19 protein-coding genes are annotated in these 20,807 nt (G+C 54.4%); 6 read left to right on the forward strand and 13 right to left on the reverse strand.

Features of this window, described 5'->3' with window-relative positions; all coding sequences use genetic code 11:
• Positions 1–214 precede the first annotated feature (214 nt).
• From IE105_RS10280 to hppD, 9 genes are all read right to left on the reverse strand, one after another.
• Positions 215–1,645 carry a sugar porter family MFS transporter gene (locus tag IE105_RS10280; protein WP_189498137.1) on the reverse strand — a complete coding sequence of 477 codons (1,431 nt, stop codon included), beginning with the start codon at positions 1,643–1,645 and terminating at the stop codon, positions 215–217.
• 124 nt (positions 1,646–1,769) lie between these two features.
• Complete coding sequence (locus tag IE105_RS10285) at positions 1,770–2,786, reverse strand: dipeptide epimerase (protein ID WP_189498139.1); 1,017 nt, start codon at positions 2,784–2,786, stop codon at positions 1,770–1,772.
• Between the two features lie 27 nt (positions 2,787–2,813).
• The gene (locus IE105_RS10290) at positions 2,814–3,443 is read right to left on the reverse strand and encodes a CoA transferase subunit B (RefSeq protein ID WP_189498141.1); all 630 of its coding nucleotides are present in this window, start codon (positions 3,441–3,443) and stop codon (positions 2,814–2,816) included.
• Positions 3,440–4,144, reverse strand: coding sequence for a CoA transferase subunit A (locus tag IE105_RS10295; RefSeq protein WP_189498143.1), 705 nt, complete (start codon positions 4,142–4,144; stop codon positions 3,440–3,442). The genes IE105_RS10290 and IE105_RS10295 overlap by 4 nt, the downstream gene beginning before the upstream one ends.
• Positions 4,144–5,154 (reverse strand): fumarylacetoacetate hydrolase family protein, encoded by a 1,011-nt coding sequence (locus IE105_RS10300; protein WP_189498145.1) that lies wholly within the window; start codon positions 5,152–5,154, stop codon positions 4,144–4,146. The genes IE105_RS10295 and IE105_RS10300 overlap by 1 nt, the downstream gene beginning before the upstream one ends.
• 12 nt (positions 5,155–5,166) lie before the next feature.
• Entirely contained in the window at positions 5,167–5,811 is a 645-nt protein-coding gene (gene maiA / locus IE105_RS10305; RefSeq protein WP_189498147.1) for a maleylacetoacetate isomerase, read from the reverse strand.
• The gene (locus tag IE105_RS10310; protein ID WP_189498149.1) at positions 5,808–6,395 is read right to left on the reverse strand and encodes a VOC family protein; all 588 of its coding nucleotides are present in this window, start codon (positions 6,393–6,395) and stop codon (positions 5,808–5,810) included. Before IE105_RS10310 ends, maiA begins: the two co-directional genes overlap by 4 nt.
• 11 nt (positions 6,396–6,406) lie before the next feature.
• Positions 6,407–6,853 carry a methyltransferase family protein gene (locus IE105_RS10315; RefSeq protein WP_189498151.1) on the reverse strand — a complete coding sequence of 149 codons (447 nt, stop codon included), beginning with the start codon at positions 6,851–6,853 and terminating at the stop codon, positions 6,407–6,409.
• 56 nt (positions 6,854–6,909) lie between these two features.
• Complete coding sequence (hppD, locus tag IE105_RS10320) at positions 6,910–8,004, reverse strand: 4-hydroxyphenylpyruvate dioxygenase (protein WP_189498153.1); 1,095 nt, start codon at positions 8,002–8,004, stop codon at positions 6,910–6,912.
• Positions 8,005–8,115: 111 nt separating this feature from the next.
• On the opposite strand from hppD, the gene IE105_RS10325 reads away from it, so the two are divergent.
• The 3 genes from IE105_RS10325 to IE105_RS10335 all read left to right on the forward strand — a co-directional run bounded on the left by IE105_RS10325 (position 8,116) and on the right by IE105_RS10335 (position 11,110).
• Entirely contained in the window at positions 8,116–8,580 is a 465-nt protein-coding gene (locus IE105_RS10325; RefSeq protein ID WP_189498155.1) for a MarR family winged helix-turn-helix transcriptional regulator, read from the forward strand.
• A 106-nt stretch (positions 8,581–8,686) separates the two neighbouring features.
• A complete protein-coding gene (locus IE105_RS10330; protein ID WP_189498157.1) occupies positions 8,687–10,264 on the forward strand; it encodes a WS/DGAT/MGAT family O-acyltransferase in 1,578 nt (525 codons plus the stop codon).
• A 102-nt stretch (positions 10,265–10,366) separates the two neighbouring features.
• A complete protein-coding gene (locus tag IE105_RS10335; RefSeq protein WP_233354097.1) occupies positions 10,367–11,110 on the forward strand; it encodes a lipase family alpha/beta hydrolase in 744 nt (247 codons plus the stop codon).
• A gap of 9 nt (positions 11,111–11,119) precedes the next feature.
• On the opposite strand, the gene IE105_RS10340 is transcribed toward IE105_RS10335, so the two are convergent.
• A complete protein-coding gene (locus IE105_RS10340; protein ID WP_189498161.1) occupies positions 11,120–12,136 on the reverse strand; it encodes a hypothetical protein in 1,017 nt (338 codons plus the stop codon).
• Positions 12,137–12,266: 130 nt separating this feature from the next.
• Between IE105_RS10340 and IE105_RS10345 the strand changes: the two genes are divergently transcribed.
• Positions 12,267–14,384, forward strand: a complete 2,118-nt coding sequence (locus IE105_RS10345) for a trypsin-like serine protease (protein ID WP_189498163.1) — start codon at positions 12,267–12,269, stop codon at positions 14,382–14,384.
• Between the two features lie 7 nt (positions 14,385–14,391).
• Here the strand turns inward: IE105_RS10345 and IE105_RS10350 are convergent, their stop codons facing one another.
• Both IE105_RS10350 and IE105_RS10355 read right to left on the reverse strand, forming a co-directional pair.
• The gene (locus IE105_RS10350) at positions 14,392–14,751 is read right to left on the reverse strand and encodes a hypothetical protein (protein ID WP_189498164.1); all 360 of its coding nucleotides are present in this window, start codon (positions 14,749–14,751) and stop codon (positions 14,392–14,394) included.
• A 27-nt stretch (positions 14,752–14,778) separates the two neighbouring features.
• A complete protein-coding gene (locus IE105_RS10355; RefSeq protein ID WP_189498167.1) occupies positions 14,779–16,722 on the reverse strand; it encodes a TIR domain-containing protein in 1,944 nt (647 codons plus the stop codon).
• A gap of 296 nt (positions 16,723–17,018) precedes the next feature.
• Here IE105_RS10355 and IE105_RS10360 point away from each other — a divergent pair, with 296 nt between their 5' ends.
• Both IE105_RS10360 and IE105_RS10365 read left to right on the forward strand, forming a co-directional pair.
• Complete coding sequence (locus IE105_RS10360) at positions 17,019–17,855, forward strand: YHYH protein (RefSeq protein WP_189498169.1); 837 nt, start codon at positions 17,019–17,021, stop codon at positions 17,853–17,855.
• A 93-nt stretch (positions 17,856–17,948) separates the two neighbouring features.
• Positions 17,949–18,482: an EF-hand domain-containing protein gene (locus tag IE105_RS10365; protein WP_189498170.1), complete on the forward strand. Its 534-nt coding sequence runs from the start codon at positions 17,949–17,951 to the stop codon at positions 18,480–18,482.
• 13 nt (positions 18,483–18,495) lie between these two features.
• On the opposite strand, the gene IE105_RS10370 is transcribed toward IE105_RS10365, so the two are convergent.
• Positions 18,496–20,712: a response regulator gene (locus IE105_RS10370; RefSeq protein ID WP_189498172.1), complete on the reverse strand. Its 2,217-nt coding sequence runs from the start codon at positions 20,710–20,712 to the stop codon at positions 18,496–18,498.
• Positions 20,713–20,807: the final 95 nt, after the last annotated feature.

Genomic DNA, 20,807 nt, shown 5'->3' on the forward strand with positions numbered 1-20,807 from the left:
TTAAGCAACAAAAAACGGGCGCAGCTGCGCCCGTTTTTTTATGTCTGCAAACGCGAGAATGAGAGTCTTAAAGGCCTAAAAGTAAGGCGAGAAAGAACATCAGCACAGCGAGCAAGAAGGTTTTTATCGCTTCGATCATGGCGACAGCTTAGCAGCATTCAAGGCAGCGCGCTAGCCGCCTTGATATGAAACTTTTTTGAAGCGGGTAAAACCCCTAGCCTTCCATGTCTTCCAGCTCTTTGCCTTTGGTTTCTTTAACGAACCAGATGACGAAGAAGACCGAAATCAACGCAAACGCCGCGTAGATAGAGTAAGCCGCTGCAAGCCCGATACTCGCAAGCCAGATCGGAAAAGTGAACGTGATGGCAAAATTGGTCAGCCATTGCGCCAAACCGGCAATCGCGAGGCCGGAGCCGCGGATTTGATTCGGGAACATTTCACCAAGCATGACCCACATAACCGGACCCCATGACATGTTAAAGCATACGACATAGGCATTGGCCGCAATCAGGGCGACGAGGCCCATTTTGCCCGGCAGTTGCAATGTTCCCTCGGCGTCCAGCGTGCCTTGCGAAAAGGCAAAGGCGACAGCCGCCAAGCTCAGCGCCATGCCGACAGAACCCCAAACGAGGAACGGTTTCCGACCGATTTTATCGATCGTAAACAAGGTGATCATCACAGCTGCAATCGATAACATGCCGGACATAACGTTGATCAACAGGGCATCATTTTCCGTGAAGCCCACCGCCTGCCACAGCACAGCGCCGTAGTAGAACACCACGTTAATCCCAACGAGTTGTTGGAACATGGCGAGGCCAATACCGACCCAAACGATTGAACGGAAGACTGTCCCGCCGCTCGTTTTCGTTGCCAGCACATCCGACAAACGGGGCTTGTGATCGTTCGCCAAAGAGGCCCGAATTTCAGAGACTTTTTCTGTCGCCTTCGGATCACCGAACAGTTTCAAGAGCGTTGCTTTTGCGCCGGCTTCATCGTCTTTGAACATTGAGAAGCGTGGGCTTTTCGGAATGAAAAACAATAAGACAAGGAACAAGACCGCTGGGACCAATTCCATCCAGAACATCCAACGCCATGTCTGGAAACCACCCCAGAATTCCGTCGTCGATCCGCCCGCCGTCTTGGCCAAGAAGTAGTTCGACAAGAACGCGAGGGTGAGACCGACAATAATCGCAACCTGCTGGATCGACGTTAAACGCCCCCGTTGGTGGGCGGGCGCAATCTCAGCGATGTAAGCTGGCGCCATGACGGACGCCGCCCCAACAGCCAAACCACCAATAAGACGATAAAGGATAAACTCGAATGGCGTGCCCGCGATACCTGACCCGAAGGCCGAGATGATGAATAAGACCGCGGCCACAATCAGCATGTTCCGTCGACCAAATTTATCCGCGAGCCAACCCGCACAAAACGCCCCAATTGCCGAACCCAGCAACATCGAAGATACTGAGAATCCAGTCCCGACACTGTCAGAATTAAAGGCCTGCTGGAGGCCATCGATTGTTCCGTTCACAACGCCAGAGTCGAAACCGAACAGGAACCCGCCCAGCGTCGCGACAATGGTGATTAACAGAATGAAGCTTGAATTCGCGCGCCCGACCTCAGGCGTTGATGTGGCTGTCGCCATTATTTTTCCCCTTGTTTCCCGACCACCCTCTTATCCTTCGGGCGGTCTATTTTGGGGTTTCATCCGCCATAATGATAAGCGTGTCAATCAAGATGCGAGCGTTAACATAAACAGTATCTACGCCTTACACGCGACCGCCTGCGCCCCATAAGCTGGGATCAATCGGTTCAAATAAACCGTCTCGGTTCAAAGTGACCGGCTCGTCCGCAAACCAGAACGGGCCATCAAGGTCTGCATAATCGGCATCTTGCGCCAATAGATGGGCGGGGGCAATCGCCACCGTCGGTGCGAGCATACAGCCAATAAACACGGCCAGCCCCCTCGCCCGTGCCGCGTTCCGGATGGCTAAGGCCGCGCTCAATCCGCCGCACTTATCCAGCTTAATATTCACCGCTTGGTAGAGCCCGTCGATCCGGTCAAAATCAGCGGCTGTCTGAAAACTCTCATCGGCACAGAGCGGGAGAGATTGCGCAGCCAACAACAGGGCCGCCCGGGCTGCGGGGTCAGTTTCACATCCAATCGCTAAGGGCTGCTCTAACAATTCATAGCCTAAGGACGCCGCTATCGGAGCCAGCGCCCCGAGCTGCGTGACCGTCCACCCGGCGTTGGCATCAATGACTTTTCGCGTGGACGGCGCTGCCTGCGCAACGGCGCGCATTCGATCGGGTTCAAGCTCAGCCGATCCACCTAATTTTACCTTGAGCAAAGGCCGCCAGCTTTCCGCCCGCGTCTGCGCCGCCATGGCATCTGGATCGTCCAAGACAATGGTGAAGGCACTGGCAACGGGTTTCGGAATGATGTTGAGCGCAGCGCCGACCGTCGTGTGATCGCGCGCGGCCTCTAACTCCCACAGCGCCGCATCAACGGCGGCGCGGGCGCCACCTGCCGGGAGAATATTCAATAGCGCATCCCGCGTGACGCCGCGCTCTAACGTGGCGCGAACGGTCTCAATTTGCGCGGCTAAACTCTCCGGCGTTTCACCGAAATAACGGAGGCCTGCTGCGGCCCCTCGCCCAATATGAAGCCCATCCGACAGTTGGACTGACAGATAGGGCTGATGCGTTCGTGCCCCCGTCGAAATGACGAAAGGACGGACGAGTTTTGGGGCGTCGATGGCAAACGAGAGTGTGAGGCGCGTCATAGAGCCTCTCTAACAGTTCACCGTCACTTAGCGAACGAGAGTTGCTTCAGTTTTGGACACGACTTCATCCCAGCTGACATCCGGGGCCAGTTCAACCAGTTTCAATCCGGCCTCTGTGACGTCAAAGACACCCAGATCCGTGATAATTCGATCGACACATTTTTGACCCGTGAGGGGCAATGTGCAGGATTTCAGCAATTTGGCTTCGCCGCGCTTATTCGTATGATCGGTGATCACGACCACACGGCCCACGCCCGCGACGAGGTCCATCGCCCCGCCCATGCCTTTGACGAGTTTGCCGGGAATCATCCAATTGGCAAGATCGCCATTTTCCGCCACTTCCATCGCGCCCAAAATTGCCATGGCAATTTTGCCGCCGCGGATCATCGCGAAACTGGTCGCGCTGTCAAAAAACGCCGTGTGCGGCAACTCTGTAATCGTCTGCTTGCCCGCATTGATCAGGTCTGCATCCTCTTCCCCGGCCAGCGGAAACGGTCCCATGCCAAGCATGCCGTTCTCGGACTGCAAAGTGACACTCATGCCGTCCGGAATATAGTTCGCCACCAGCGTCGGAATACCAATGCCGAGATTAACGTAAGTTCCGTCTTCCAGCTCCAGCGCCGCGCGCTGAGCCATTTGATTTCTATCCCAGCTCATGATTTTGACTCCCGCACGGTGCGCTGTTCAATTCGCTTTTCATGGTCACCTTGGATCAAGCGGTGAACATAGATGCCGGGCAAGTGAATCGCGTCGGCGTCAAGCTCGCCGGGTTGAACGATCTCTTCGACTTCCATGACGCAAATCTTGCCGCAGGTCGCCGCAGGCAAGTTGAAATTACGCGCCGTCTTGCGGAAAACGGCGTTGCCCGTTGTGTCGGCTTTCCACGCTTTGACGATGGCGAGATCAGCGACGATACCGCGCTCTAAAATATAGGCCTCGCCGTCAAACTGCTTTTCTTCTTTGCCCTCGGCGATAACTGTGCCGACACCCGTTTTCGTATAGAACCCCGGAATGCCTGCGCCGCCTGCGCGCATCCGTTCGGCCAATGTGCCTTGCGGGATGAATTCAAGTTCCAGTTCGCCGGACAGATACTGACGCATAAACTCGGCGTTCTCACCGACATAAGACGAGCCCATCTTTTTGATTTGCTTGGTCTGCAGCAGTTGGCCGAGACCGAAGTCATCGACGCCCGCATTGTTGGAATAAGCGGTCAAGTCTTTGGTCCCGGCGTCGCGGATCGCCGCAATCGCCAGTTCCGGAATACCGCAGAGGCCAAATCCGCCAGCCGCGAGAGTCATGCCGTCAAACAGTATACCCTCGAGCGCCGCCTCGGCTGAATCGTAAACTTTATTCTTCATTAGACCGCTTTCACTTCATTCTCGATAGAGCCAAAGATGGACTGGCCATTATCGTCTAGCATTTCGATTTTGACCGTATCACCGGGACTCATAAAGGGTGTCACGGATTCACCCGTAGCAATTTTTTCAATCATCCGAATTTCCGCGATACAGCTATAGCCGAGACCGCCTTCGGAGACAGGTTTACCCGGATCACCGTCCGGACCTTTATTCGACACAGTGCCGGACCCGACAATTGTGCCCGCCGTGAGCGGCCGTGTTTTCGCGGCGTGGCTGACGAGGCGCGCGAGGGAGAAAGTCGCGTCTTTATGCGCGAGCGGGCGGCCAAAGGGCTTGCCATTATAGTCAATTTGAAGCGCAAGATGGACGAGACCATCTTTCCAATGCGCGCCCAATTCGTCTGGCGTGATCGCAACGGGGCTGAACGCACACGGTGGCTTGGATTGCAGGAAGCCAAAGCCTTTGCCGAGTTCTGCTGGAATCAGGCCGCGCAAGCTGACATCATTACACAGCAAGATCAGCTTGATGTGACCGAGCGCGTCGGCCTCAGATACGCCGAGCGGAACATCATCGGTAATAACGGCGATTTCGCCTTCCATATCATAGCCCCACGCCATGTCCGTGAACGGGATCGGATCATGCGGCGCGAGGTTCGGGCCGGACACGCCTTGATACATCAATGGATCATCATAAAAACTGGCCGGCACTTCTGCGCCGCGCGCTTTGCGGACCAATTCAACATGGTTGATATAAGCGGAGCCATCGACCCATTGATAGGCGCGAGGCAGCGGGCTTTCGACGGCGCTTTGATCGAACGGCATGCTCGGCGCGTCGCCGGACTCAAGAGCCTCTGACAGCGTTTTCAACCGCGGAGCCATCGTCGCCCACGCATCAAGCGCGGATTGCAGTGTCGGCGCGATATCGGAGGCATCGGTATATTTGGACAGGTCTTTGGAGACAATGATGAGGGCGCCATCACGGCTGCCATTTTTGAGGGTCGCGAGTTTCATACGGGCGTTTCCTTAAGTAGCGTCTATTTGGTTTTCAGGACGCGCTCGGTCGAACGCCTCCAAGGTCGCGCAATGCGCGTCTATTTTTGCAATCAGCGGATAGGCTAACAGGTCAGTCTTCCAACGGCGGGCATTATAAACCTGTGGGATCAAAACGATCTCAAACAGTGTGGGTTGCCCGAACGGTAAGTCAGGGCTTGCCCATGTATGCGCGGCCAGGCGCGCTTCGACAGGCGCAAAGGTCTTTGCGATCCATGTGGCATACCACGCCTCAATAGCGGCTTGATCCGCGCCGAATTCAGTGCGCAGATATTTCAAAACCGCGAGATTATTGGGCGCATGAATTTCTGTCGCCACCGCATAATAGAGATCGCGGCAGAGTTCCGGCGCATCCGTCGGCACAAAGGCAGGGTCCGGATAGGTCGCGTCCAGCCAATCGAGAATGGCGAGAGACTGGGTCATTTGCACATCACCCGCTTGGAACAGCGGCACCGTTCCGTGTGGATTGACGGCCAGATAGTCCTCACTCTTTTGTTCGCCCAATTTCAAATTGATCGGACGATAGTCATGACGCAGCGACTTGAGACCCAGCGCAATCCGGATGCGATAGCTGGTCGAAGACCGCCAGTAGCCCCAGAGTGTCAGCGCATCGATCATATGTCTTCTTTCTTTTCAGGGGCTTTATTTTTCGCATTCGCGGCATTGGCAATTTCATGTAGCCACGCGGCGTGGCGAGGCGCTTTTTTCGTCTCACTCCACTCATTCAACATCGGGCGAGAGACGCGCTTAAGCTCTGCATATTGCTCATCCGTGCCAATATCAGCGGCGAGTTCGACGCGGTGTCCGTTCGGGTCAAAGAAATAGATCGATTTGAAGATACCGTGGTGTGTGGGGCCAAGCACGTCGAGGCCCATCGCTTCCAGATGCGCTTTCGCGGACAGGAGTTCATCTTCCGAGCCGACCTTAAACGCCAAGTGCTGCACCCAGTCCGGTGTATTGCGGTCGCGGTCCATATCCGCCTGATTAGGCAATTCGAAAAAGGCGAGAACATTGCCGTTCCCGGCTTCCAAGAAGACATGCATGTAGGGATCATAGGCGCCCGTGGACGGCACATGATCTTCGGCGAAAGCCTTGGTGAATTCCATGCCGAGCGCGCGTTCGTAGAACTCTACGGTCTCTTTCGCATCCCGGCAACGGTATGCCACGTGGTGGACGCCGCCGAGCTTGGGAGTGGATGTCATATCGTGCCTTTCTATAGCCATCGCCGAACGTTTTGGCGGTAATCAGAATAGTCTTTGCCAAAAATTTTCGTCAAAACTTTCTCTTCGGGCTTGATTTGAAATTGCGTGATGTAAGCCACAGCAATGACAGCCATCGCGAGACCGACCCACAATCCAAAGAAAACACAAACGCCTATCGAACACGCTGCCATGCCGACATACATCGGGTTTCGACTAATCGCATAAATCCCATTTGTTACAAGCGCGCTTGCCGCTTCGGGGCGAATTGGATCGACTGTCGTGCGTTTCATTTTGAAACCAAAAACAGCCACTCCCATGAAAATAATTCCGCTCAAAAACAGAGCCGACGCAAAAAGTACCTGCCCCGTCATTGGGTCGTCACCGACGACACCGAACCCCGCGGCAACCCATCCAAGCAGAACAGGAACCGTGAATATAATGAGGGGTGGAATTCTCATAACGTCCCTTTCTTATCTCAGATGAGAATAGAGTGTTTCGCGACAGCCTCTGCTGCTTAAGCGACGTCTAAAACGCCGCGTTCAATTTGGTCGCGTTCAATAGATTCAAAAAGGGCTTTGAAATTGCCTTCGCCAAACCCGTCGGCATAGTCGCCGACGCGCTGGATAAATTCAAAGAAGACCGGACCAACGCGTGGTTCTGCGAAAATCTGTAAAAGTAGACGCGGTGTGCCGTCTTCCGTCGTCCCGTCGAGCAGGATGCCGCGTGATTTCAGCGCGTCAATCGGACGACCATGCCCCGGCAGACGCCTGTCAAGCATAGCGTAATACGTCTCTGGCGGTGCCGTCATGAAGGGGACACCTTGCTTTTTCAGGCGGTCCCAGCAATCCACGAGATCATCACAGATCAAGGCGATGTGCTGGATCCCCTCGCCATTATACTCGCGCAGAAATTCTTCGATTTGGCCTTTGCCGCCTTCGCCTTCTTCATTGAGAGGAATGCGAATTTTACCGTCCGGAGCCGTGAGCGCTTTGGACGTGAGGCCCGTATATTCGCCCTTAATGTCAAAGTAGCGAATTTCGCGGAAGTTGAAGAGCTTCTCATAGAAATCGGCCCAATAGGCCATACGCCCCCCATAGACATTATGGGTCAGGTGATCGATTTTATTGAAACCACAGCCTTCAGGGAATTTCTCAACACCGGGCAAAAATTCAAAGTCGATGTCATAGATCGACAGTCCGTCATCCCCCTCATCCGCATACCGATCAATGAGATAGATGATCGAATTACCGATGCCGCGAATGCCCGGAATGCGTAGCTCCATCGCGCCTGTGCTGACCTCAACCGGCTCAGCGCCTTGTTCTAGCAAATGTGTGTAAGCCGCCTGAGCGTCCCGAACCCGAAACCCCATGCCACACGCGGATGGACCATGTTCGCGGGCGAAGTAATAAGCCGCAGAGTTGGGTTCGTAATTAGTGATCAGATTGATCCCGCCTTGTCGCCAGAGATTAACGTCTTTGGAGCGGTGAGTCGCGACATGCTGAAAGCCCATCGTTTTAAAGACAGGTTCCAACACACCTTTTTCAGGCGATGAAAATTCAATAAATTCAAAGCCATCAAGGCCTGCAGGATTTTCGAAAAGGTCAGCCATCGTCATTCACTCGCTATCTGGGTTGCAGCATTGCATATAGTTGTATAGACAATCAGTTGTGATTGCAACTTTTAACTAGGGGACGGCCTCATGAGCAGTATGAATAGTCCTATGAAATCCGCCCCTGAGACTGAAGGGCTTCCACAGAGCCTCCCGCTTGATGATAGCGTGGCCTATAAGGTCACTGTGATCGCAGATCTCATCGCGCGCCGCGTCTCACATGTGGCCGCAACGGTCGGTGGAATCAACCTTAGCCAATGGCGCGTCCTCGCGGCGATTGGCGATCAAGAAGGCCGGACGGCGAGCCAGGTCGTCGACATGACGCCGATGGATAAAGGCATTGTCTCACGCGCCGTCGCCAGTCTCGTGACACAAGGTTACCTCATTCGGCAGGCGTCTGATCAAGATGGTCGCGTGTCTCACCTCTATATGACGACCAGTGGACGCGAGACATTTTCGCATATTGTGAGGGAACTTGATCGCACCGGAGCGACAGGTGAAATGATCTTGGCGGACGCAAAACGTGACGCTTTGTTGAAAAACTTAGACCAAATAATCCGGGAATTCCCACGATAAAAACAAATGAAATCAAACGCTAATGCCAGATACCACGTAACCTAATGCATTAGTATGACTCCTCTAATTTTCTCGTGTAGGCTTGAAAAAAAATAAGGGGAACAGAATGAAACAGATGCAGGGTCTCGACTCGGTTTTCGTGTCGATGGAGCGCGAAGCGGCTCCCGTTCATATTGGCTCGCTTCTCATCTATGACCCAAGCACAGCCAAAGACGGCTTCGTGCGCTTCAAAGACATCTTGTCCTTCATCGAATCCCGTCTGCATATGTCAGATACAATGCGCCAGAAGATGGTCAAAGTCCCCTTCGGGATTGACTACCCCTATTGGGTTCAGGACAGTAATTTCGATATTGAATATCATTGTCGTCATATCGCTTTGCCGAAACCCGGTGATTGGCGACAGCTCTGCATTCAAGCAGCCCGCATATTTGCCCGTCCCTTGGACCTGAACCGCCCACCGTGGGAATTTACGATCATCGAAGGGCTAGACAACATCCCCGGCGTGCCCAAAGGCTCCTACGCCATGCTGACAAAAGTCCACCACGCGGCCATCGACGGCGTGTCGGGCGTGGACATGATGAACGTTCTGCACACATTGACGAATGACGATACGGAAATACTGCCCCGCGATAATTGGAGACCTGAACCGGACCCCAGCCAGATTGGCATGTTCGCCCGCGGCTATGCCCGCAGCCTACTCAATCCAGTTCGCCAAGCGATGGCCATGCGTCATGCAGCCCCGGGCATGGTCCGTGCGGCCAAAGGACTGATCCAGCGGGATTTCGACTTTAGCGCGCTGATGAAAGCGCCAAAAACGCGGTTTAACGGCGTCGTGTCACCGCACCGCATGTTTGATGCGCGCACGTTTGACATGAAAGACATAAAGCGCATTCGCGCGCTCGCCACAGGCTCAACATTGAACGATGTTATGCTCTCTGTCGTTGGCGGCTCGATGCGTCTCTATCTCGATCATTACGGCGAACTCCCCGACACGTCGGTCACAACGATGGCCCCGATTTCAGTTCGGTCCGATAATGAGAAGAACACAGCAGGTAATCAGGTCGCGGCGATGTTCGTACCATTGGGCTCGCATATCCCGTCCGCACAAGAACGTATTCGCTATGTGACGGAAGAAACGGTCAAAGCGAAATCCTTCACGACCGCTCTTGGCGCACGGCAAATGGCCGAAATGTCAAAGCTTGCGCCCGCCCCGGTTATGAATATCGGCGCGATGCTCTATTCCCGGTTTAAACTGGCCGATCATATCAAGCCTATCATCAATACGGTCGTCACCAATGTCCCGGGACCGCCCGTGCCTATCTATTCAGCGGGCGCGAAACTGATCGGGATGCACGGTATGTTGTGCCTCGTCGACGGGGTGAAATTGGGCCATGTGATCCACAGTTATTGTGGTGAAATCACCGTGAACTTCACGGCCTGCCGTAGCGCCATTCCAGACCCCGATTTCTATTCGGAATGTATCCAGAACAGTTTTGAGGCTCATTTGGCCGCCGCCGCCGCGCTGGAAAAATCCACGAATAGTAAGGCAGCTGCAGGCGCCACACCCACGGCTGAGAAAAAGCCTGTCAAAAAACCTGTGAAAGCCGCAACGAAAACAGTCAGAACCAAGACTATCATTACAAAATCAGCGGACACGAAAGCGGCCAACAGCCATTCGGGCTAACCGATGCGCCGAAATTCGTTAACCAACAATCGCGTAAGAATACATAAGGCAGCCCCCTAGGGGTCGCCGACGATCATGACGAAAGACGATATGAGCAGAACCATGGCCAGCAAAGCACCGTCCCTTCTTTGGACACTCACTGAAGGACGAAGCCTCTTTGAGCTTAATTCCTTTTATGCCCTCCGCCTCTTGATGAAGCGGCTGCCCAAAGGCGACGGTCATCCAGTCATTGCCCTGCCCGGCTTTGTCGCGAGCGATCGGTCAACCCAACCGATGCGCCGCTTACTCACCGATCTCGGATATTCAACTTATGGCTGGGGCCTCGGGCGAAACCTGAAATTCAATGACCAGCGCGAAGGCGAAATGCGCGATCTCCTCAAGACTGTGCATGAACGTGAGAGCCAGAAAGTCACACTGATTGGCTGGAGCCTTGGCGGCGTATTTGCGCGCGAAATGGCCAAGCATAATCCTGACGCGGTCCGCAGTGTCATCACACTCGGCAGTCCGATTTCGGGCGACATGGATCAAACCAATGCCAGTCGTTTATATGAATTCATGAACGGCGCACCGACAAAAGATATGCAAACGCGACTGTCCACGCTCTCCGTCGCGCCCCCGGTACCAACAACGTCCGTTTACTCGAAAACCGACGGCATCGTCGCGTGGCGCGGGTCAATCCAAGCCCCTGGTGGCCAGACAGAAAATATCCGCGTCCCGGCCAGCCATACGGGTCTCGGCGTCAATCCGTTGGTCATGAATATTCTGGCTGATCGTCTCGCCCAACCAGAGGGTGACTGGGCACCGTTTGAAGCCGAGGGCCTGAAACGCTTTATCTACCGCAAATAGGTCGAAGGCTTAGAAACGGTAACTCACCCGCAACGCGTCCTGACAGAACAGGTCCAACTCGACGAGGCAAACACGTTCGATCGCGTCCACGATCTCATCCAGTGACGCGCGTCGACCATTGGCGACCACCATGGCGTGCTCCAGCGCCCCAATATAAGTCTCATAACGACCTTGGGACTGTTCTTGTAGCAAGGCATTATCGGTAATGGCCTTCGTCGCGCCGGAAATGAACAGTGTGATCGCGGCAAAGTCGACCCAATGTGTTGGCAAGTCGTGCGCTGGATCAAAAATTTTGATGCCCAACGATATAAAAGCCAGCGTGACGGCTGAGAAATACATCACGTCTTGCAGAGAGGTGACGCTGCGCATTTTGCCGCGCAAAGACGCGACCTCACTACTGGCAAAATTGATCTGATAGCGGACGCGCAATTCTTCGAACGCTTCTCGCGCTTGAGCCGCCATCGTCGGGTCCGCGTCGCCTAACTTTTCATGGTCTGGCGTATCCAGTGCTTTGTCCGGACTAAACCGTTCCAACACGGCCATACCAGCGTTCAGATCATTCTCTAAGCGCGATAAATGCCGTGACGTGAATTCTGTCACAGCCGTTTGAAGCCCCGCCTTATCCCGCACATTATCGCCAAGATGGAAGCTCTGAAATTTCAAACTCCGGATCCGCTCACACGCGAACCGATTGAGCAACCAGACTTGCTTTTGCCGTGTCACAATGATCATCGCCTGCATCGCAATCCCAAGGATCGCCAAGACCGCCGCGCCGAGCGTGAGGGATGTCGTCCACCGGGTTGCGTCCAAAACGAGCGCATCTGAAATCGTATAAATCGCGCTGATCGCGATCAACAAGATCGCGAACCGGCCGACGCGGTGATATATCCGTTTGGCGCGCACCGCCTTCGCCTCATGCTGGTGAAAGGCCTCATCAAGCAGCGAATTTTCGAGCAATGGGCCAATATCCGCAAAGCGCGCCTGCGTGGCGTCACTGGGGAACATATCTCGATTGGCGATATTCATAACGCGCTCCTGCTTGCCACGGCCTATCAGCTTGCGAGCCCGGAGCAAGCATAGGCACGAAGAAAGCCGCCCATAGATTATTTGTTCAAAACAGGTTTGGGTGATAGCAACTTACGCAGGGGCGCAACTTATGATTCAGATCTTTTTTCGGACCAAACTCAGCGCGTTCCTCGCGATCCCGGTCGCGCTCTCCGCCTGCACGACTGTGTCGAACCCTGCAGAATTAGCCGCACACTACGACCCCAACTCAAGCTCAGAGGCGACACAAACAATGGCCGTGACGCCAGCGATGGTATCGGACCATCGTTTGGTCGATCTACCGCTCGTCATGCTCGACAAGATTGAACAGAAGACGGCCTTTGCGGTCGATCCCAATCCTTTTTCGCCTTTAACCCCAGATGAAATCGCCGCAGAAGTGGCCGAGCAACAGCGGATCAGCCTTGAAATAGATCAAAAAATAGCGGCGCGTGAAGCGGCAGAAGCCGCAGGTCTGTGTGAGGGTGCGCGGGAAGATATGCCGCTAATTTGCCACTATATATCGACGCCCGCCTCAATGAACGCCATCACGATCCCTCGGTTTGCAGCCCCCTTTCAAGTGCAATTTTTGATGAATGAACAAGGCGCGCCGACCGATTTATTACTCGCGAAGTTTCCAAATCTGCAGGAATGGGAAGCGCGCCATGTCTGCGGCGGGTCACTCATCGCAGCTGGCTGGGCCCTGACCGCAGCACATTGTTTTGTCGCGCCGAATGCAGATCGAAGCGGGTTTAGCGTTCCAACTTTCGCCTACTCAATGCGCTTGGACGTCGAAAACATTGCCACAACACAGTCCAAAACTTTAAAGGTTGCCGACATTATCATTCACCCGAGTTACGACATTAAAACCAATTTGAATGATCTCGCTTTGGTCAAATTCGACACTGACGATTTGGCGTCACAGGGTAGAATATCGTGGTTCGAAGGAACGGGCATTTCGAAAGACAACCGTCTTTATGATGTCACGCTCACGCCGCAAGGGATCGCAATCGAAGACATTAATTCACAGAAACTGTTGCTGGACCCCAAAACACGCAGACTGTCTCAGAACAATTTCGCGGCGGTTGATCGTCCCGAACAAAGGCCGCGATACATCGCAGAGCACCAGACTACTGGCAAAATTTACGTTACGGACATGACCACAGGTGTCCGGACGGAAATTGGTCGGAATGCCATGGAGTTTTCTAAAGAAGGTGTCAGCTCAGACGGAACGCGGGTCATTTTGATTGGCAATAAAGGGCGCGGCGAAGTCTGGAGTGTTCCGCAAAAACGCCGCCTCGCCATCTTCGACGTCCTTCCCGTCTTTTACCCGCGTGATGCAATCCACTTTTCTAGGGACGGGAAAAAATTCCACCTTTGGTCTCGAAATGGTGAAAGCCAAATTCGCGAAACAGACTCTGGAAAACTCCTAAAAACGATCAATCATAGTCTGCCCGTCTATGATGCCAAACAGGGTCCAGAGCGACTGATCATTATTGAGGGTGAGTTAGGCAGTGTGGAACTTTTGGACATCGACACTGAGACCGTGCCGTTCAGAGCCTTTCATGGCGGTTACATCGTCAAAACTGACTTTAATGAGGACAGTCTGCTGACGTGGACAGATGATGGTCGCGTCCGGCTCTTTGATCTGAAAACCGGCGAACAAACCTTGCACTATATCCATACCGCCGAAGTCCTCGATCGGACCACCTTTGCCGCGGTGCCTAACGACCCGGCCCGCATTCAGACGGTTCGTTTGGGTATCGCCAACCCTGATCCTGATCTTGAGGAATATTTGTCCGCTTATGGTTGGGGCAAAACCCATTTTGAGAGAACGAATGTTGCCTCTGCCCTGTTGCGGAAATTATCCCTCACCGCGATTAGTTGGGACGCGTGCAATGAGCTGCGTGACAAAAGAAACGCGACGAACGCCGCAAGAACGGGCCGGACAATTCGACCATCACAGACAGACCCAAGCGCATTTTGCGCCCTTGGATCGGGCCGCAAAACCTGTCGCGGTGATAGCGGCGGCCCGATCCTGTCTGGAACAGATTTAATCGGTGTGGTTAGCCGAGGGTCCGGTCTCTGTTGGTCCGACGACGCGCCAACAACTTTCGCGTCAGTCCCGAAGGCGACAGACTGGATTAAAGACGTCGTCTGCAATGTCACGCCGAATGACGGTCAAGCGACCTACCTGCCCGCGCTTTGCGCCGCGACAGACCCCATGAGCTAGGCTCAGCCTATTCGTTGGTGCCACCTTGGATAATCACGCCTGAGCCGCCGCCTTCGACACAGTCGCCATTGTCATCCAGCACCTCACAGGCGCAGCTGCCATCAGGCGCAATTACGGCACAAACTGAGGTGTCGCCTTGAATAATAACACCGGATCCGCCGCCTTCGACGCAGTCACCATTCGCATCAGTTTTTTTGCAAGCACACGTATCATCCGGGCCGGGCACAGCGCATTCCATCTCCATTGTCTTCGTATTCATGTCGACGGCTTCCGTCACGGCCTTCGGTTCGGCGTCATCGACGTTGTCTGCAGGTACACAGGCGGATAAAGCGAAGGCGGCAAGTGTGCCGAGAAGAATATGTTTCATGATGATGCTCCCGTTAATACGTTGATGCTAGTCGCCCAATCCCAAACGCACAAGCAGCGCGTTAAAATCATCGCGATCACGCAGGGGCCTTAAAGCCGGGTCGATCAAGGTGAGCGAAAGGCCTGTATCCTCAAGCCTCTCCGCTTTTAGCAATGTTTCCATAGCGGCGTCTACGTCCCCCATTTGAGCAAGGATTTGCGCCTGTTGATAGGCGGCAGCATCTCCAAATCGGTCCATCAGCGCCGTATAATAGCGCGCTGAGCCAACATTATCTTCGAGCCGCGCCGACCCAATCGCCTGACACGTATATTTTTCCATCAAGTTGGCTTCGTCCTGACAGGCGTCGAGGCCGCCACCGGCGTCACCGGAATAGATTTTCGCCAGACCGAGCCAGGCCCGCACCGTTAAACGGCTCGGATCCGACGCCAGAACATTCTGATAAAGTGTGATGGCGCGTTCGAATTGCCCGGCTGAATAATAGGCATAAGCCACCGTCTCCATCGCATTGGGATTGAGCGGATCGCGCGCCACCCCGCGCTGCGCCATACTGATCGCGTCCTCGGATCGACCGACACCGGCGAGATAGATCGCATAGCGGTTGATGTCTTTGACGAGCGTGAGCCCGATCCTCTCCGCTGTTTCCAAAATGGGTTTGGCCGCTTTGAAATCGGCGCGCCCTGAAATCAAAACAAAGCCGTACGTCATATGCGTACTCGCCACATCTGGCGCGACCTCAACGCCTAATCGCGCGCTTTTTATGGCTTGCTCAATTAGACGCAATGATGCCGCCTTGTCCGGGCTCGTGGCCCCCTTATGGAGCAATATTTCGGCCAAGGCTGCGTGGGCGAGTCCGAATTGCGGGTCGAGTTCAACCGCCCGTCGGAACCGTTGCGTGGCAATGTCAATATTTTCAGGCGTCGCCGCACGGTAAAGGAGTTCATTGGCGCGCATATATTCGTCATACGCTTCGGGGTTTTCCGTTAAGCCGCCGAGCGGTTCCGAGGTCGAGTTCGTCATTATCTTGACAACATTTTGGATGATAACGTCCCGCACCACCGAAATTCGGTCCGCTAAATAGGGATAGGTTTCTATCCATTGCACAACACCCTTGCGACCATTGACCAAGCTCACCACAAATTGTTGCCGCCCCTGCAATATTTCCAGACGGCCTTCCAAAATATGATCAACGCTCAGTGCTTTGGCGATCCGCGTCGGATCGGTACTTTCACGCGTCGCCTCTTGCGATGATGAGCGCGCGATGACCTCTAGCAAAGGGTTAATCGACAACCCGTCCCGGACGGCGGAAGCAAGACCGTCCGCAACATAGTCGAGAGACGGCTCACCCGCGCGGTTGAGAAACGGCAGGACGGCAATATTGCGACCGAGAGATCGTCCAGCCTCTTGGAACGTCCGCACGGTCAAGACCGTTCCAACGACAGCCACGGCGCCGCCTGCCAGCATGAGCGTGCGGCGTGACATCCGGGGTCTTGAAGACACGGTCCCGCCAAAGCGGTTGGCGGGGTCCAGCGGCTCATATTCGCGGTCGTGCAGCTTGGCCAACCCCCGCATGAGTTCATCCTGCACGTCCGGTCGATTATACCATTTGCGCATATCAATGACTTGGAGTTGGCGGAAACCGAGCGGCGGCATAGTGCCATCCAAGGTGAGCGGGATCAGCCGTTCGCGCTCTCGACCACTCGTCGCTTCGTCCCGTACCCAATGCGATCCAACCGCCTGACGCGACCACAGCACAACGACGGCTTTGGCGGATTCGAGTGCTGCTTCCGTTTGGGACAGGAACTCCGTTCCGCCCTCAAGCATTCCGTCCCACCAAACATGATATCCTGCCGCTTCAATCGCGTCGATAATGGGTAGAGCTTGAGGTTGATCGGCGCGAGAATAGCTAAAAAATACCGTCGGTTTCACGACGGCCTCCTCACCTTGTTCTGTCTCTGGTTTACGAGCCGCCATGATATCCTTGCTTATCACCTTTAAAACAGCCCTTGGGTCTGCGCGCAACATAAACCGAGCGATCAAGGCGTTACATTTGGATACACTCGATTGCTTGTTTTGCACGGTCCAGCGCGCGATCTAAGTTTATGTCACCAAAACTTTCCTACCTTCCCCTCGCCTTGCTTTTGCTCACGTCGGCCTGTGCGACTGAGACCATCATCCCCCCGGATCATATCCCGCCGCCATCAATGCGTGATGGGACTTCAAGAGTCGGATTTGATGGTGGTCCAGCGGGAGGACCCGGTCCGCGACACATGCGCGATCACCGTATCGTTCAAATTGAACACGCCCCGACAATTTATCCTGCCACGGTTCCGCCGATCACAGAGAACCAAGTGACCGTGACGGTCGATGAGCAATGGCGATATATTAAGTCTAATTCTATTTCTAAGCATTTGACGGGGGCGTTCCCCAACCCCGGCAATCCAAACACCATTTCCGAATTTGAGATTGATATTCGCGTTCCGCTTAACCCCGTCCATTCCGGTCGGGCCACACGAGTAAAAGATCTAGGGGTCGCTTTAAACGGCGTCACCTTCGATCCGGGCGCAGGCGAATTCTATCGCGGCGACCCCTCACTCGGTTGGTCGTATGAAGCTCTGTCTGGCGCAGTCGCGCTCGGGCTGGATGATAATCACGCTCACGTCCAGCCGACTGGGAAATATCATTATCACGGATTGCCAACCGGGTTGATGGATCGACTCGCGGTGGATGCTTCGACCCATTCTGAGCAAATTGGATGGGCGGTCGACGGCTTTCCGATCTATGCGCGTTACGGCTACACTCATGCCGACGGAACCGAAGTGTCGGACATGACGTCAAGCTACCGCCTTAAATCAGGTCAGCGCCCCTCGGGTGGCGACCAGCCGGGCGGAAACTATGACGGCACATTTACGGCAGATTACGTCTATGTCCCCGGCTTGGGCGATCTGGATGAGTGTAATGGAAAACTGACGGTAACACCGGATTTCCCCAATGGTACCTACGCCTATTTCCTAACCACGGACTATCCGGTTGTCCCGCGATGCGTCATGGGCACACCAGACCCGGACGCGCGGCGAGACGGCCCGCCCCCGCGACAAAGGCGTTGATTGTAACAACGGTGAAACATCATTGAGCGACTGTAAGATGCGTTTTACGGGATTGTCCGCTACGGACGGGGTCAAATCACTGAAAGACCGCTCATGGCTCGCCTAACCTTCCTTACGACCCCCGCGATACTCATCGCGCTTTGCAGCCTCACGGCCTGTGCGTCCGGCCCAAAACGCGGCGGCGGACCTCAAGGCGGAGGGGGCGGCGGCCAATCCTCTGGCGTATTCGCTCACCCCGTTGGGCTTTATTTTGTTGGACATGATACAGATAATAACCGGGTCACGACCCTCACCGAATTAGACGCGGGTATAAAAATGGACTGGGCCAAATTTGGCCGCAACCCGAGCGCTACGCAATTTCAAAGTTGGAGCCTCAACGCCCTCGGTTCCGGGTCTGCCATGCCAACGTTTCTCAGCTTTGATACCAATATGAATGGTGTGATTACAGAGTCTGAATTTGAGACCCGCTTGATCGGTGAATTTAATCGGCTCGATAAAAATGGAGATGGCAAATTGATGCGCTCAGAATTGATTTTCAACGTTCAACAGCGCAACACTGAAGACCGCTCTCAAAGCAAACCCAGTGGTGGCAAAAAAGGGCAAGGTGGTGGGCGTCCACCGCGATAATGCCTTAACCGCGCTAATGCGGAATAATCACCTTCACCTGTAAACCGCCATCTGGGCGGTTTACCAAAATGAGTTGCCCACCATCAGTTTGAATAACGGATTGCGCAATTGACAACCCAAGCCCAGTTCCACCCGTTTTCTTATTCCGAGACGTCTCCAACCGCACGAACGGATCTAGGACACGCAACAAGTCTCGGTCAGGAATACCGGGCCCGTTATCCTCGATTAAGATCGTCACATGGTTGTCTGACGCCTCAGCTCTGAGCGTGACAGCGCCGGCATAACGCACGCCATTATCAATTAAATTTCGAAGCGCGCGCCGCATTGCGTCACGGCGCATTTTTACAACAATGGGACCGTTCTCTTCATAGGCAACCCTGTCGCCTTGTCGGTGATAGGTTTCGACAAGCGCATGGAGAAAGGATGGCAAATTAACGGGCGCTAACGCCTCATTGCCGGATAGGTCTTTGGCCCATCCCAAAACGTCTTCCGTTAGCGCCGTCATTTCACCGATAGAATTAATCAAGGCGGTTTTCGTGTCTCCACCCTGCATATTTTCGACGTTTATACGCATCGCCGTCAACGGCGTGCGCAAATCATGCCCGACAGCCCGCAACATGGTGCGCTGACTTTCGATCAATCGCGTAAGGCGATCCTGCATCCGGTTAAACGCGATGGCCGCATTACGGACATCATCCGGCCCGGTCTCTGACAAGGCAATCGGAGTTTCACCGCGGCCCAGCCGCTTCGCCGATTCTGCGAATTTCCCATAAGGCGAGACGATGCGTTGAATGAAGAACCCGCCCACAAGCAAAGTCAAAAGAAGCAATACGCCTGTCGCCAAAAGGATTCGCGGCGCCAAACGCCCTCTTGGATAATGTGGAACCATCGCATTGAAAAACAAGCCGTCTTCCACTTGGACAGAGACGAGAAGCTCCTCAATTCCGGGAGCAAAACCTCCTGATCCCCCCGGCGGGGTCTGCGGACGAAAGTGTGGCTCTCCTGCAGGTCGAGGCGGCCCCGGACGGCCATCAGGGCGTCCATCCAACGGCCTCGGGCCTGCTGATCCAGGCCTCGGTCTTGCGCCGGGTCGATCGGCCTGAGCCACTCTGAGGGTCTCATCCCCTGCGCGCTTGGCATTCGGCCCCTCGCGCAAAAGTGTCACATCAACGCCAAGGACTGACAGGCCATTCGCATCGAGTTGTTTTTGCAGTGCCGCTTCTAATTTGGGCTTACTTTTACCCGTCGGAATACCAACCGCGCGGTTACTGTCTGAATAGAAAAACGCACCGCGCAGGCCTCTCACTTCGGGCAAATAAAACGGGAGACGCACCCCCTCCAATTCAGGCGGATTAAGAAGAATATCTTCCACCGTCTGCAAAACCTGTTGGTTCAAATCATTCTGCCGCACCAAGGCTCGCTCACCCACCAACAAAACGAGATTGACGCCCTGTGCAACGGTTAGCACCGCGAATAATACGAGCATGAATTGCTGCGCCACGCTGAGGCGGAATCGTCTCATAATTGCGTCACGTCCACGGCCAAACGGTAGCCTCCCCCAGACCGTTTTAATGTAATCTGGATTGGCTTTTGAGAGTTCAATTTTCTGAAGAAGCCGACTGACCATGACGTCCACACTGCGTTCAAAGGGCAATGCTTCGCGCCCTTTCGTCCGGTTCAGAATATCATCGCGCGACAATGTGACAAAAGGAGCCGCGACGAACACTTTCAGAACTTCTAATTCGCCCGTGCTAAGCGTCTCGACCAGTCCATCGGATCGGGTCAACTCACTACGGTCAATGTCGAGCTTCCATGTCCCCAATTGAAACCGTCGTGACGGCGTAATCCGAGAATTCGATTGAACCCGGCGCAGCACAGACCGAATACGGGCCACCAATTCTTGGGGGTTAAATGGCTTCGTCATATAATCATCCGCCCCCACGTCGAGACCGAGGATGACATCACTATCGTCGGCCAACGCCGTCAGCAGAATAACGGGAATATCTGTTTCAGCCCGCAAATAGCGACAAAGGCTAAGCCCGTCTTCACCGGGCATCATCACGTCCAAAATAACCAGATCAAACGCATTTCGTTTCATCAAGACGCGCGCACGGCTTGCTGATTCCGCGCCTGTCGCCCGAAATCCATTCGTTTCAAGATTGCGCAACAACGGATGCACAATCGACGCTTGATCATCGACGACGAGAATATGGGGCGTGTGGGTTACCATAACGGTCTCCCTATCGCATTGACGTCGGCCCTGCGCGACAGAAATTGTAACGGCCGTGTTACAGGTTTCAGTCCTCTTGTGGTTTGCGACTCATG

Origin of the sequence: Algimonas arctica (genome assembly GCF_014652695.1) — a bacterium.
Lineage (GTDB): Bacteria > Pseudomonadota > Alphaproteobacteria > Caulobacterales > Maricaulaceae > Litorimonas > Litorimonas arctica.